The following is a 13,625-nucleotide window of genomic DNA, read 5'->3' on the forward strand; positions in this document are numbered from 1 at the left end:
AGATTGGATCCCGGCTTACGCCGGGATGACGGCAATAGAAATGATCTGCTTCTCCTCGCAGTGAGCTTGCGAACGCCCTCGAAGATACGAAGATCTCGCAGGGCGAGGCCCGCCCTAGAATCTTCTCTGCTCTAACCCTTAAACTTCTTTTCAATCCCTTTCCAACAAGCTGAATAGTTCGGCTGACGTTCAGTCCCCTCTAGCGCATATTTTGTCGGTGAGATGATGTAGCGTGACTCAAACATAAAGGCTAGGGTGTTTTCATAACGTTGTGGTGCCAGTTCTGCATTAGACGCTTTCTCAAACACTTCAGCTTCAGGCCCATGAGGAGACATGCAGTTATGTAGGCTAGAACCACCAGGTACAAATCCGTGCTCTTTAGCGTCATAGACCCCCTCAATCAAGCCCATAAACTCACTCATGATATTTCTGTGGTAGTAGGGCGGTCTGAAGGTGTTCTCTGCCACCATCCAACGCGGCGGGAAAACAACAAAATCAATATTAGCTACACCAGGCGTGCCTGATGGTGAGGTGAGTACGGTGAAAATCGAGGGATCGGGATGATCGAAACTCACGGTATTAATCACATTAAAGCGTGCAAGATCGTATTTATAGGGCGCGCTGTTACCAGTCCAAGCGACCACATCAAAAGGAGAGTGGCCAATATCACATCTGAACATGTTGCCATTAAACTTGGCGACTAACTCAAAATCTCCCTCTTTATCCTCAAAAGCCGCAACTGGGTATTGAAAATCTCTGTCATTAGCATATCCGTTCGCACCCACTGGACCACGTTCGGCCAGTACATATGAATGGCCGTAGTTCTCACAGATATAACCACGAGCAGTCTCAGTTAACAGCTCTACCGAGAACTTAATACCGCGAGGAATAACCGCTATTTCACCCGCTTTAATGGCTAACTTACCACATTCAGTATGCAGCACGATTTCGCCATCTTGAGGAACAAACAACATCTCGCCGTCGGCATTATAAAAATAACGTCCCTCCATGGAGCTGTTGGCAACGTAGATATGAATACCGATCCCCGTTTGTCCATTAGCACTGCCATTGGCCGCCATAGTGACTAAACCATCGATAAAATCAGTTTTCACTTCAGGGATTGCAACCGGATCCCAACGTAACATGGTCGGTGGAGTGATAATTTCAGTGATAGGGGCTGTACGAATTAGGCCATTGTCAATTGCTTCATACTCACCTTGAACCACTGATGGACGAATGCGATAAAACCAGTTGCGGCGGTTATCACTGCGCGGTGCGGTAAAAGCCGTGACATTAAACTGCTCGGCATAGAGATCATACTTTACCTTTTGAGGGCTAAATTGACCCTTAGGAAGTGCGCCGGGAAGGGCTTCAGTTTCAAATTCGTTACCGAAGCCTGTCATGTACTCGAGATCTAATGCCATCGTTATTCGTCCATTCTTGTATTAGCAGATAAAACAATTTACTCTCACGTGAGACTAGTTTCAATCCCAAAGGGGCAAATAGTCGATTGAAAATGGGTTTAATCAGCGCAGAAAAAGATGAAAAATGCAGAAAGAGTGCCAACTACCTTGAAAAAAACCGGCCGTTTAATACTGAACTGTAGAGATAAGCCATAACTATAAGTATTAACCTTAGGGATCCCTATGTCACAAGCTAAACTGGGTCAAACTTCAATTTCATTACAGCAGTTTTTACCCTATAGACTGGTCAATTTATCTCAAAAGGTCAGTGTAAACTTTGCCGAGGTGTATCAGTCGGAGTTTAACCTCACCACGCCTGAATGGAGAATATTAGTCCACTTAGCCGAGCAGACACTTTGTGATAAGAGTGATGTGCCTGTTAGTCTGCAAACAACAGGTATTAGCGCCAAAGAGTTAACACAATTAGCATCGATGGATAAATCCACTGTCTCCCGCGCCGTCAAGCTTATGCTCGACAAGGGCTACATCACTAAGCAAGTTCATATAGCCGACAAGCGCGCTTTTACACTTACCCTGACCACTGCAGGCTTTGCTCTATATCAAACCATCGCCCCCAAAGCACTTGCGTGGGAGGAGAGTCTTCTTAAGACGTTAGATAAAAAGGAGTATCAATCACTAATGCAGATCTTAGATAAACTCGATGGCAAACTAAGTTGATGACCGTTTCCCGTCTTCACCGTTAAAACCCAAAACAAAAGCTATTTACCACTGAGGTCTCGGAGAGCTCGGAGAAAACCACAAATCTTCTGGGCCATTTATTGCTCGCTGGGCAATATTTTGCTCAACTCTGGGCCAGATCTTGCCCAGCATCTTCATAAAGATACACAAAACACAGGTAAACACTGAAAATTCCGTGTTGGTGCGCTTTTTGCTCTAAGCCATAGATCCAAAGCCATAAATCATAAGATTTAGGTCCAAATACCTCGTTCTCAATTATGCCGTAACAGGAAGTCACGCAGAATGTCGATACGATTAGCCTCAGTTGATTCTTTAATGATTCAGGATGCTACACACATAGAATCTGACTTGTCAGTCTTAACAGATAGTGACTGGCAAGCGATCACTCCCTCTGGCCGAAGTCCTGAAAGAGTCAAAAGTGAACTTGAGCAGGGCACATATGTGGTACTCAGAGATTCACCAGCTTCTCCTGTATTTACCATGGAGCAGGGGAATCCACTGGCAAGCTCAGCGTTTGCCGGCGGGATCAGTACGCAAACAGTTTCTCAGCTTACCAATCGCTTTCAATCTTCTGGTCCTATAGGAGCAGCGGCTCCAAACAATGGCAATCTAGATCCTGCACCGCCGCTTGACTATATTGCCGATACTTCTCAAGTCAAAGAGGCTAAAGAGGAGCCTAAACCTGCGCTGATTAGCGATAACTTTGGCAAGGCTCCACCTAAGCTTGAGCTTCAGCTTTGCTACGATGACAGCGAAAAAACCTACGCCAGCGATGTGCCCTACAGTGTGATTTTCAGCGATCCAGGGAAAACTGTCATTAAAGGTGTGCTCAATAACCAAGGCTGGGCCATGGTAGAAGGCGGGCCTAATTATCCCGCCAAAGTTATATTTGGTGATGAAGCTGAAAAAGCCGCCGCTGAATTAGCATTAAAAGACCAATATAAGCAACTTGATCAAGCACTCAATGACACTGCTAAGCAGGTAGCTGATCACGTACTTGCAGCAAAAGAGAAAGCCAAGCAAACTCAGCTTATTGAGGTAACTGAATCCTTTAAACTTGCCGTCGACGACAAAATTGCAGCGTTAAATGCCGAAAGTGAAGCCTTTGATAATCTCTCATACCTAGCTCAAACATGGGAAATTGCCAAGGCAACAAAGGAGGGGGCATCTAACGGTTTTACTGAATATATCCCTGACTTAGGTGATTTCGGTAAGTTAATGGATGCCGCCGACATAGACATCACCATGCTAATAGAGGCCATTAGCACAGGCAACATAGATGCACTAGAGGCTAAATTACAGCAATGGAAGGACAGAGGTGGTCAAGGGCTCAACGAAGCCCGTAAAACCATGGAAACTCTCATACTGCTTCTAAGTGATCCTACTAGCCGTGAAATGTTAGCCAGTGTGCCCAAACGAATCATTGCAGCACTACCAGAAGATCAAGTCGCCGAGTTAACCGCTTACCAAGCAACTCAGCTGGGAATGGACACCGCAGTTGTTGCGGGTGGCACCGCTGTAGGTACTTTAGCCGGCGGTGTCGGCGGCCCTGTCGCAGCAGGCATGTTATTTACCGCCACCACAGCCCGTAAAGGCGGTAAAGCTTTAGAAGGCACGATCAATATCGTCGCTGATATTTCTAAATCTCTGAAAAAAATCAATAATCAGCATGACATTGTGCCCTACAAGAAAGACAATGAACTATCGCTTAGCAAAGGGCAACCAACGAAAGTTATCGAGTTAGAGCAAGGTAAAAAAGGCTCATGGAATAAAGAGTTGAATGGTAAGCTAAAGGCGAATTCTAAATACAAAGTAGGCAACTACACATATGAAACAGATGATCTTGGTAGAGTTAAATCAGTTTCTGGGGAACTTGATTTAACCAAGCAAGATAGAAATACCTATCAACAAGGAAAAGCGGGTAAACAAGACGGGATTAAAGACGGTTTAGATGATGATGAAGGTGGTCATATCATTGCTTCGATCTTTAATGGACCTGGCGAACAGATCAACTACGCAGCTATGGATGGCAATTTAAATAAAGGTGCTTGGAAACGAATGGAGAACAAATGGGCTGATGCGTTAAAAGGTGACCCGCCTAAAAAAGTTAGTGTTAGTATCGATGCTATTTATGATGAAGGTAGCAATAGACCAGAAGCCTTTGATATTACATACCTAATTGATGGGAAAAAGAAATCTGTAACGTTAATCAATCAACCAGGAGGATAAAATTTGGAAACAATTGATTCTATATACACTGCAATAGCACAACATATGCTCAATCAAATCGATGAAGAATGGTCTGGCTGTAAAGTTGATGTGGAGTTTTTTGAAGGCGCTGCTGAATTTGATACTTCATATATTTCTGAGCAAGGTGTTGAATGTGATTTAAAAGGCGGGTACCCACTTTTTAAATTGTTTAAAGAGCTTCATGAACTAACCACTGACAACCAAGATAATAAATGGAATCGTGCAAAATTTTCTTTAGAGCCTTCAGGTAAGTTCAATATGGAATTTGAGTGGGATCAAGAGTTAGCAGATGAGATTGAACGTTTGAGTAATGAATAAATTTTTTGATAACTTTTATATTTTCGCAGGCTTTGGTCCAGCAGTTAAATCTAAACAACCAACTGCTGAAGAGCTTGAGTTCTTTGAAGATAAATTGCCTGCTCGCCTATTAGAATATTGGCAGGAATATGGCTTTTGTGGTTGGGGCGAAGGTATCTTTTGGACTGTTAACCCCGATGACTACAAAGATATTTTAGCGCAGTGGTTGTTAGGTACTGTATTTGAACAAAGAGAGGTAGCTGGAATTGATAAGTATTATGTCATAGGGCGTAGTGCATTCGGGAAGCTATATATATGGGGAGAAACCTCCGGTGCTTCATTAGATATTGTAACCAATTTCAGTATGATTTTTCCTTCAGATCAAAGTGAAAAGCTTAAAACTATTGGTGAAGAGAAACTAATTGAAAAGTTTTACTCTTCTAAAAGAAAGTCAAATATGGAAGAGCAAGATCTCGATAAAAACCCACTTTTCGAACGTGCTATGGCCAAGCTTGGCCCATTAGAAGCTGATGAGATGTATGGTTTTGTGCCTGCACTTGCTATCGGTGGTGCACCTAAGCTCGAAAATCTTCAGAAAGTAAAAGCATTAGAGCACCTGACATTTCTAGCAGACTTAGGCGAAATAACTGTAATGGCTGATATCGTCGCCATGTCCAATGCACTGCATAAATAACTCGTTTTCATCTAGCCAACTTTTGCCAAAGTAGAGGACAGAAATCTGCAAGTTGGTTAAAAGTTAAGAGTAGGGGGATTACCTCTTACTCTCATAAAAACAAAAGCTACTTAGCACAGAGGATTTGGAGAAAAGCAGATTATCTCACCCTTACATTTATGTGTAGGGAAGCAACATCCAGAGAAAACGGGCATTTATATCCTACTTCTGTCAACAAATATAGTGGGGAAGGCCCTTCAGAGGGATTACTCATTTACTAAAATATCTTGTTAGGTATTATGAAGTTACTTTCTCAATGTATCTTTTTAGCAGCATATATTGGTGATCTTCATAATTACAGAGGTACAAGGCAATGGAAAGCCGATTGAGTCGTTACATACTCTTAGTTTTATTTATTGCTGTCATTGGCTTATTAGTCAATCACTATCAAACAAAGTGGTTCAGAGTATCAGTATTAGACAATCTATTTTCTGAGCAAGTGCCAGTGGATGTCTCAATCCAAGCTCGAATGAACAGAGCCCGATAGAAGCGCTTCGCGCTATTGAAGTTCATGCTCAAACCATGACCAACACCCAAAGACTTAGCTGTGAAAGGTTAACCGTTAAACAGGGGCGTGAATCGCAAAAGCGCGTCAATGGGATCTATACCTGGGTTGATGAGAAGGGGCTGACTCATTTCTCAGATACCGCATCAGCCGATGCAAAAGGGGAGTTAACTCAATATACAGAGCCTAAATACAGCTTTGAGCTCGAAATAAACTCTATAGCAACCAATCCACCGCCATTTTTCAGAAACAAACTAACAGCCACAATGCAGCAGATTGATGCTGTTTATCGTCAATACCTACCTAAGCGAGAACTACAGCCGATTAAAATCGATCTGACATTAGCTGGTAACTTGCACTCATATGACAAATTAAGAATGAAGTATTCAAACTTAGCTGCAGCTAGCCAAGGCTTCTATTCTAGTCGGCATAATCTTGCTGTTGTGTGGCATAAAAGTGATCCGCAAGCCTTTAAAACATCAATTCATGAAGCTGTACACGTGATGAACTCTGGCCAATTTGGGCACACTCAACGCTGGTTTAATGAAGGACTAGCAGAATATTTTGAATCACCAAGTTACTTAATGAGTTTAGATAAAAAGGTTCGTTATGAGCTCGTCACTAAGCGTCAACTAAGGTCTGCAATAAAGCAGTCCAGCAAGTTTTCCTTGATGACATTAGATAATCTATTAACCGCGTCTGGTAACGATTGGGCAGGGAATAAACGTAACTCACTCTATCTGCATTCCCAACACTTCATCGCTTTTCTAATGTCTGGTCAAAAAGGGCGAGCAATATTAGCTGCATTATTTCATGATTTCAGTCGCAATCGTTGTCAAAACAAAACACCAGAGACCACGCTTGCAAACTATTCAGGCGGTTTAGACCAGCTAAATCGAGACTGGCAACGCTGGCAAAAATCTCAACAGCATAAGTAGAGAATCTCATCAGTCACTTGCCTTTAATCCTTACTGCCAAAATAAAAGCTATCAAGCACAGAGAACACAGAGAAAGCTCACATATACAGCAAACAATAGATCCCGGAACAAGCCCGGGATGACGGCAGTGGGAGTAATTCGTTTATGGCTCTAGTTCTTACCCTAGAACCTAGAAGTGAGCTTGCGAACGCTCTCGCAGGTACGAAGTACCGACCTCGCAGGGCAAAGCTCGTCCTTTACTATTAAACCGCAATAATTAGCATTAACACTTTATTTACCTCTAAACATATAGTATTTCTATCTACCTAAGCCTTTTGATTTAGTTCATTAACGGCTCTCGAATTATTGAGTTAGGGGAAAACCCTCTTTTATGATCTTGTTTATTATCTCTATTTTACTTCTCGCTGCACTTGGCTTTCTTGCTCAGTCGATAGGCCTGTGCATGGTGCGTGGTGTGAATGAAGCAGGAAAGGGCAGACCCATGTTTCTGTTGGCGATACTCTTTAGTGGTGTTCTCTCTTGGGTATCTATTCTTGTTGGCTACTACCTTGATATTCAAACTCCCTTTATCTCCTATGAGTTTTCACTTTGGGCACTTTTTGGTGGCTTTCTATTTGGATTTGGAGCAGCGATAAATAACGGCTGTGGTGTTTCTACGATTAGCCGGTTGGCCCGAGGTCATATGGCGATGATGTTGACTGTATGTGGTTGGTTAGCTGGCTGGACAGTGCTGACTAAGTTAGCGCCGGATATCAATTTGGTCACATTCAACCTCTCACCGATATGGCATAACAGTATGCTGGCTTCACTCTCTGTGATTATTCTATTTCTGCTCTTTTCTATGAGTCCAGAGAACCGTAAAGTGTGGATCAGTATGCTGCTGATTGGGTTAATGGCTAGCATTGTATTTTTAACGGAGCAACATTGGACACCGAGTGCACTGTTAAAAGATATTAGCCATTCGGTGTGGTTGGTAGGTGAGGGTCAATGGCCTGCTACTGATCGCTTTATATTGATCGCTGCTTTAGTGGCGGGAATGGTGTTATCAGCATTTAAAGCAAAAACATTTCAGCTATTGCCGGTAAATGGTAAGCAGTGTGTAAAACACCTTAGTGCGGGTGTGTTGATGGGGGTGGGTGCTGCGATTGCCAGTGGCGGAAATGATACTCAGCTTCTGCTCGCTCTTCCATCTTTCTCTCCGGCAGGTGTGAGCACTGTATTCTCTATGCTTGTTGGGATCTATCTAGGTAGAAAGCTTGTGGTATTAATGAAGTAAAAAATCAGATAGCGAGTAATAACCTCTTGCAAGGTTATTACTCTATTTGTCCCCTCTGCTTAATGCAAGATTATCTAGACCACTTTGCTCGCGACTTTAGCCGCAAAGTAACCAGCTGGTGAATTCTGCACGCCGCTATAGGGAGGATAGGATGATGGCTGAGCATCGCAATTTAGACTCCAGCTCATTAGCCCACCAAACTGTGTCGCGTCAATCCCATACTCTCCAAGTTGAATGCTTTTTACGTTTGAGAGGATCTCTACAGGAATCGCCTCAAAATTGACTGTATCCCACAGGTTTGACTGTGTGGGGGCAGCCCCTGCATTGCTTGGTATACCTATCACTATCTTGCTCGTACTTAGTATCTCACCATCTTTTTGTAAGCTGTTGTAGGCCGCTGAGATGATGTTTGTTGAAGACTCTGAAACAAGTACATTTTTATCACTCGGTAGTGGGTAGCTAAAGTAAGTTCCTGAGTTATAGGCTTGTACCAATATCGCATCAAAGTGAAGCTGGCTATAAAGAGGCTTTAGGCTTGCTCCACCTGGAATATTCAGAGTAGGTTGATCGGGTGTCCCGGCTAAAATAGGCGCCATGGTGAGCAGGTAGTTGTCGGCTAGTTGTAGACTGAGTTCGGCTGTAAAACTTGAGAGCGTATCAATATCAATACTTGGATCTTCTAAATCAAGATCAATACCGTCAAGCTGCTCGCTTTTAAGCCCGCTTAATAGATTAGTTATCGTTTGCGACGTCAGTGACAATGTACCGCCTGCACCACCTACTGAGATAAGGTTTAAGGTATCTGGAGCTTCAAGTTCGCGAATTTCCTTTATCGCCTGTTGCAATTGAGGTGGTAGCTCACCATTAGCGTCTGTAAAACCAAATATAATAACGTTGTAGTTTTGTATTTGCTCCTTGGTGATGGCTGACATTGCGCCGGTTGCTGTTGTATCTATATACCCGACCATTGCAGTATTAGGCCATTGCTTTGTTTGTGACATATTCATCTCCTTTGAATTTTTGATGTGAGTTAACACAATAGTTGTGTGGCTGGTGAGTGGTTATTACTTAAGATTACACTTTCTAAAGATCAAGCCGTTGTGGTTGTCCAAATAGATAGCCTTGAAAATAATCCACTTTGTCTAAAGTGAGTCTTTTATAAGTTTTTTCACTTTCGATCCCCTCTGCGATGACCTGAGTATTGATTTGGTGGCAGAAATCGATTAGGTGCTTAAAAGCTGGGTTTAGCTGTGCTTGCTCTGAGTATGTGATGACCATTTTGCTATCTAGCTTAATAAAGTCAGGCCTTATATCGAATACTCGTTGAAAGTTTGAGTGTTCAACACCAAAATCGTCGATTGCAAATTGATAGCCAAATGCCCTAAAGAGCAAGATCCTCTCCTGAAGCATGGCTGTATTTTGATAAAGCATTTCATTTTCAGTGATCTCTATAATGACATCATCGACTTTAGAGTCTGATTTATAGCATTGATTGAGAAAGCTAAGGGCGCCATCGGATAATAGCTGGTCAAGGGTTAGGTTGATAAAAAGGCTTTCTCCTTTCTTTCTAATCTTTTGATTATTATCTAGGAAGGATATTGCGCTCAATATCTCATAACAAAATTCGGTATAGAGTTCAGGATATCGATTAAAGGTATCTAGTGAGATACCGTTAAACTTCCGTAGTAGCACTTCATAGCCAAAAACAGTACCGCTGGCTGTCATAATTGGCATTTTTACAAATTGATTATTTTTATCCATAAAAATATCTTATTTAATTAAAAAATGAGCTGTAGGTTATGAATGATAATGCGGCTTGGCACTGTAATAGTAAGCAGGAGTAATACGATAAAATGTATTAGCTAAAGTACAGCTCAAATACCTTCAGCTAATACTTCCTGTTATGCAGTTAGGTAGATGTGAAAGTTAAACATTAAGTTCGTTCTATCTATCAAGGTAACGTTAATACTGTCAGGATGAGCGTGATCAGTACCTCTGAAGCCAAAGGACCAATCAACACCATTTTCAAGTCCAGGGTGTGTTTGACACCAAACTCTTAAGTTGTCTACCTCATCAACTCTCATCCTGTCACCAGCAAAACCGCTATTAAATCGTGTATTAACAATCTGACATTGAATGTCAACGTTTCCGTCATCTGTTGTATTGCAAACGATATCACCTTGAGCGCTTATACAATATTGGCCATAAGAGGCCATAATGCATTGCTGAACTGATTGCCTTGTTAAAGTTGCCATGATTAATATCCTTTTTTTGTATTTGATTAAGTGGTTACATGCAGGTTGTAGGGAAGGTGGGTTGCTGACCTACTTTTGTGAAAACATGGCAAATATCGCCATCCCAGATACGGACTGTAATATGAGGGTTATTAGCGTTTGCAGGCACAAAGCCACCACCGTGAGGGCCTTGCCTAATCGTGCACTGATCATCAATGTAGGCTTGGCGAAGAGCTGCATTGCTAGAGTTAAGGATTCTGTTTTTCCAAGTGTTATATTGGTTAGCAGTGATTGGAGTACCGCCTTGTTGGATATTAATATTACAGCTGTTAGCAAGAGCTACGGGAGTGATTGAAAGCATTATGGGCAATAGAGCGCCTAGATAGATTGATTTTTTCATTTGATGTTCCTGAACTAGAGTAGATAGTTGAATTAGATAACCAGATAAAATTGAGACCTATAAATAGGCCTCAACAAATTAGCTAGATGATAAAAAAGGGAGTTACTGCTGACTTTCTATTTTAAAGCTATAGCCATCTTCAGCATTGCCGTTGAGCGAGATAGTCGCTTTAGTTACACCCTCTAAGTCTTGCTCAAAAAAGCTATCACTATTGAGGACTGCTGAGTTTAGTAATTGACTCTCTTGGATCTCAGACGCGACGCCCCAGTAAAGCTTTGGTTTGAGTACGAAAGTGGCTTTTTGGTTATATCCAACGATGTTCTTTGCCATCATCAGCTTGCCATCTTTGTAGAGCTGAGCACTGATCCCGTTCGGTACATTGACATTGTTATTAACTTCAATGGATTTAGTATCAGATGCATTGCCGTTGGCAGCCAGAACAACACCGGTGTCATTTTTATCAACGGTATATCGCTTACCGATGGTTGACGACAGGACTTGAGTCGTGTTTTGCCCATCCATCCAGGTTGCGCCAACGCTGGTTTCGATAGGGAAGTTAAATGTGCTTGAAGAAGATCTTCCGATATCAGGGATAACTCTCCAGGCTACTCCCTCTTTTAACGCATCGAAAGTAGGCGTTTCATTTTTGGTAAAAACAAAAATACTAGGTAGATCTTTGTTCATTGATTTATTGATATAGGTAATTTCGATATTAGATGACATAGATAATCCTTATTTAGTCATGATTGATGAGTATGTGAATAGAGTTTGTCGGGTTACTCTTGATCTTCAATTTTGAAGCTGTAACCGCTTTCTGCGTTACCATTTAGGGATACCGTTACTTTAGTTACGCCCTCTAAATCTTGTTCAAAAAACTTATCTGTATCTAGTACGGCAGAGTTAAGTAGTTGACTCTCCTGTATCTCAGAGGCTACGCCCCAATACAGTTTTGGTTTTAAGACAAAGGTTGCTTTTTGACCAAAGCCAACAATATTTTTTGTCATCATTAGCTTGCCATCTTTGTATAACTCAGCACTTATGCCATTGGGGACGTTGACATCGTTATTAACATCAATAGATTTAGTGTCTGAAGCATTACCATTAGCCGCCAATACCACGCCGGTATCATCTTTGCTGACGGTATAACGTTTACCGATTGTTGAGTCTAAAACCTGAGTCTTGTTTTGGCCGCCTTGCCAAGTCGCTCCGACACTGGTTTCAATGGGGAAGTTAAATTTGCTCGAAGACGCTCGGCCAATATCTGGAATAACTCTCCAAGCCACTCCCTCTTTTAAAGCATCAAAGGTGGGTGTTTCATTTTTAGTGAAGACAAAGATAGTGGGTAGATCTTTATTCATGGATTTATTGATATAGGTGATTTCTACATTTGAAGACATACGTCCTCCTTTTTAGTGAGTAAGTGTGGGTGATGCTTGTTATTGGCTATCGCGTTAACTGGCAGGTTTATCTGTTGATTTACTCTCTTTTGTTGTGGCTGAAGTGAGTTTTGCATCAAACAGTTTTCCCTCATTAAAGAGTCCCAATGCGGTTACGACTTGAGCAATACCTGTGGTGGTATTACTGTCTAGCGGATAACTTTTTGTGGTTGAAACAGACATTGCTACGCCAGTTTCACTGCTATCGGCTGAGACTGTGTCAATGACTGTGACTTCCAGTTCCATTGCGACAGCTTGTGGAACAGTTAATGTTGACAGATCATCGGCAACGGTGAGGGAGATTGCAGTATCAGAATCCCCTGATTGTGGCTTAATGCTGGACTCAATCGAGATAACGCTATCTTTTAATTTCGACTTTTCAGCATTTTTAGCAATCTCATTGAGCTGCTGTTGTATTCCTGATTGGAGGCTATTTTCCGAACCAAGCGCATTGATTAATGCAGATTTAAAACTGTCCTCATCTTTTACTGAATAGCTAGAAGCCATTACAATTTGACTACTCATACTTGTTTTCCTTTGGTTGGTGGGTGGGTGAATTGAAGGTGAGCTGTTAATGAGCACTGCACCTAAGCGCTCTACTTTTTTTTTAGCAAAAGACTATTCTTTTTTGAAAGAGCAGAGCGGTTTGAACTGATACTCAGGTTTCCGTTCGCTAATTTCCTATAAATCCAAATACCTTCTTGCGGAATTAATCGGGTTAGTTCGTCATTCCTAAGACCTTTAATTTCAAAGTAAGCCATAGTAAATACTTATTTCTGATATTCTGTTTGGAAGAAAAAGCCATCTTTTGCATTACCGTTAAGGGAGACTAATGCATCTGATATTCCATCTAGGTCAAGCTCAAAAAAACTGTTTGAGTTTAATACTGCAGATTTAGAGCTTAATCCTTTACCCTCATCTATTTCTGATGCAATACCCCAATAGAGTTTGTTACTAGGTTTGAATACTGCACTTTGGCCATAACCAACGCTTTTCTTTCCCATGATTATCTTGTTATCATTAAAGATTTGCGCCAGTACGCCATCATCAACCTTAATATTGTTGATTAGTTCTATTTCTTCTGTTGAATTTGTATTTCCAATATTTTGTAAAATAATACCTGTGTTATTATTTGTGACTTGATATTTCTTACCTGTCTGGGCTTTAAGAAGACTCGTTACATTTTCCCCATTATCCCAACCAGCTCTTATTGAATAGTTAGAGTTATACTTAAAGGAAGACTGAGAACCACGCCCAATATTTTTTAATACTCGCCAAGCAATACCATCTGTCACCATATCAAATGTGGAAATATTGTTTTTAGCAGTAATAATAATGCTGAAAAGGTTTTTATTTGTAGAGTTGTTGATGAACTTAATGTTAGTGGCCATTAC

General features: G+C 41.6%; 15 protein-coding genes. 6 read left to right on the forward strand and 9 right to left on the reverse strand.

The features are described from left to right. Positions 1 to 131: 131 nt before the first annotated feature. On the reverse strand, positions 132 to 1,424 hold the full coding sequence (gene hmgA / locus K0625_RS22030) for a homogentisate 1,2-dioxygenase (protein ID WP_220111606.1): 1,293 nt from the start codon (positions 1,422 to 1,424) through the stop codon (positions 132 to 134). 222 nt (positions 1,425 to 1,646) lie between these two features. Between hmgA and K0625_RS22035 the strand changes: the two genes are divergently transcribed. From K0625_RS22035 to K0625_RS22060, 6 genes are all read left to right on the forward strand, one after another. Continuing rightward, a complete protein-coding gene (locus K0625_RS22035; RefSeq protein WP_220111607.1) occupies positions 1,647 to 2,141 on the forward strand; it encodes a MarR family winged helix-turn-helix transcriptional regulator in 495 nt (164 codons plus the stop codon). Between the two features lie 369 nt (positions 2,142 to 2,510). Continuing rightward, the gene (locus K0625_RS22040; protein ID WP_220111608.1) at positions 2,511 to 4,391 is read left to right on the forward strand and encodes a DNA/RNA non-specific endonuclease; all 1,881 of its coding nucleotides are present in this window, start codon (positions 2,511 to 2,513) and stop codon (positions 4,389 to 4,391) included. Positions 4,392 to 4,394: 3 nt separating this feature from the next. Next, on the forward strand, positions 4,395 to 4,730 hold the full coding sequence (locus K0625_RS22045; protein WP_220111609.1) for an immunity protein YezG family protein: 336 nt from the start codon (positions 4,395 to 4,397) through the stop codon (positions 4,728 to 4,730). Continuing rightward, positions 4,723 to 5,403 carry a GAD-like domain-containing protein gene (locus K0625_RS22050; protein ID WP_220111610.1) on the forward strand — a complete coding sequence of 227 codons (681 nt, stop codon included), beginning with the start codon at positions 4,723 to 4,725 and terminating at the stop codon, positions 5,401 to 5,403. The genes K0625_RS22045 and K0625_RS22050 overlap by 8 nt, the downstream gene beginning before the upstream one ends. A 561-nt stretch (positions 5,404 to 5,964) precedes the next feature. Then, positions 5,965 to 6,885, forward strand: a complete 921-nt coding sequence (locus K0625_RS22055; protein WP_220111611.1) for a DUF4124 domain-containing protein — start codon at positions 5,965 to 5,967, stop codon at positions 6,883 to 6,885. A 370-nt stretch (positions 6,886 to 7,255) separates the two neighbouring features. Further along, on the forward strand, positions 7,256 to 8,161 hold the full coding sequence (locus tag K0625_RS22060; RefSeq protein WP_220111612.1) for a YeeE/YedE thiosulfate transporter family protein: 906 nt from the start codon (positions 7,256 to 7,258) through the stop codon (positions 8,159 to 8,161). A 74-nt stretch (positions 8,162 to 8,235) separates the two neighbouring features. Here K0625_RS22060 and K0625_RS22065 read toward each other — a convergent pair whose 3' ends face one another. The 8 genes from K0625_RS22065 to K0625_RS22100 all read right to left on the reverse strand — a co-directional run bounded on the left by K0625_RS22065 (position 8,236) and on the right by K0625_RS22100 (position 13,622). After that, positions 8,236 to 9,162: a glycosyl hydrolase family 18 protein gene (locus K0625_RS22065; RefSeq protein WP_220111613.1), complete on the reverse strand. Its 927-nt coding sequence runs from the start codon at positions 9,160 to 9,162 to the stop codon at positions 8,236 to 8,238. An 82-nt stretch (positions 9,163 to 9,244) separates the two neighbouring features. Beyond that, positions 9,245 to 9,922, reverse strand: a complete 678-nt coding sequence (locus tag K0625_RS22070) for an EAL domain-containing protein (protein ID WP_220111614.1) — start codon at positions 9,920 to 9,922, stop codon at positions 9,245 to 9,247. 140 nt (positions 9,923 to 10,062) lie between these two features. Further along, entirely contained in the window at positions 10,063 to 10,416 is a 354-nt protein-coding gene (locus tag K0625_RS22075; protein ID WP_220111615.1) for a hypothetical protein, read from the reverse strand. A 34-nt stretch (positions 10,417 to 10,450) separates the two neighbouring features. After that, positions 10,451 to 10,795, reverse strand: a complete 345-nt coding sequence (locus tag K0625_RS22080) for a hypothetical protein (protein ID WP_220111616.1) — start codon at positions 10,793 to 10,795, stop codon at positions 10,451 to 10,453. A 102-nt stretch (positions 10,796 to 10,897) separates the two neighbouring features. Next, a complete protein-coding gene (locus tag K0625_RS22085; RefSeq protein WP_220111617.1) occupies positions 10,898 to 11,518 on the reverse strand; it encodes a hypothetical protein in 621 nt (206 codons plus the stop codon). A 53-nt stretch (positions 11,519 to 11,571) separates the two neighbouring features. Next, positions 11,572 to 12,192, reverse strand: coding sequence for a hypothetical protein (locus K0625_RS22090; protein ID WP_220111618.1), 621 nt, complete (start codon positions 12,190 to 12,192; stop codon positions 11,572 to 11,574). A 54-nt stretch (positions 12,193 to 12,246) separates the two neighbouring features. Next, positions 12,247 to 12,756, reverse strand: a complete 510-nt coding sequence (locus tag K0625_RS22095; protein WP_220111619.1) for a hypothetical protein — start codon at positions 12,754 to 12,756, stop codon at positions 12,247 to 12,249. Positions 12,757 to 13,001: 245 nt separating this feature from the next. Beyond that, a complete protein-coding gene (locus K0625_RS22100) occupies positions 13,002 to 13,622 on the reverse strand; it encodes a hypothetical protein (protein WP_220111620.1) in 621 nt (206 codons plus the stop codon). Positions 13,623 to 13,625 lie beyond the last annotated feature (3 nt).

It is taken from the genome of Shewanella nanhaiensis (assembly GCF_019457885.1).
GTDB classification, from domain to species: domain Bacteria; phylum Pseudomonadota; class Gammaproteobacteria; order Enterobacterales; family Shewanellaceae; genus Shewanella; species Shewanella nanhaiensis.

Excerpts from the sequence above, each read along its gene's own strand:
- hmgA (WP_220111606.1), bottom strand. The coding sequence starts at position 1,424 with ATGGCATTAGATCTCGAGTACATGACAGGCTTCGGTAACGAATTTGAA.
- K0625_RS22065 (WP_220111613.1), bottom strand. The coding sequence starts at position 9,162 with ATGTCACAAACAAAGCAATGGCCTAATACTGCAATGGTCGGGTATATA.
- K0625_RS22035 (WP_220111607.1), top strand. The coding sequence starts at position 1,647 with ATGTCACAAGCTAAACTGGGTCAAACTTCAATTTCATTACAGCAGTTT.
- K0625_RS22080 (WP_220111616.1), bottom strand. The coding sequence starts at position 10,795 with ATGAAAAAATCAATCTATCTAGGCGCTCTATTGCCCATAATGCTTTCA.
- K0625_RS22055 (WP_220111611.1), top strand. The coding sequence starts at position 5,965 with ATGACCAACACCCAAAGACTTAGCTGTGAAAGGTTAACCGTTAAACAG.
- K0625_RS22100 (WP_220111620.1), bottom strand. The coding sequence starts at position 13,622 with ATGGCCACTAACATTAAGTTCATCAACAACTCTACAAATAAAAACCTT.
- K0625_RS22050 (WP_220111610.1), top strand. The coding sequence starts at position 4,723 with ATGAATAAATTTTTTGATAACTTTTATATTTTCGCAGGCTTTGGTCCA.
- K0625_RS22070 (WP_220111614.1), bottom strand. The coding sequence starts at position 9,922 with ATGGATAAAAATAATCAATTTGTAAAAATGCCAATTATGACAGCCAGC.
- K0625_RS22085 (WP_220111617.1), bottom strand. The coding sequence starts at position 11,518 with ATGTCATCTAATATCGAAATTACCTATATCAATAAATCAATGAACAAA.
- K0625_RS22090 (WP_220111618.1), bottom strand. The coding sequence starts at position 12,192 with ATGTCTTCAAATGTAGAAATCACCTATATCAATAAATCCATGAATAAA.
- K0625_RS22095 (WP_220111619.1), bottom strand. The coding sequence starts at position 12,756 with ATGAGTAGTCAAATTGTAATGGCTTCTAGCTATTCAGTAAAAGATGAG.
- K0625_RS22060 (WP_220111612.1), top strand. The coding sequence starts at position 7,256 with ATGATCTTGTTTATTATCTCTATTTTACTTCTCGCTGCACTTGGCTTT.
- K0625_RS22075 (WP_220111615.1), bottom strand. The coding sequence starts at position 10,416 with ATGGCAACTTTAACAAGGCAATCAGTTCAGCAATGCATTATGGCCTCT.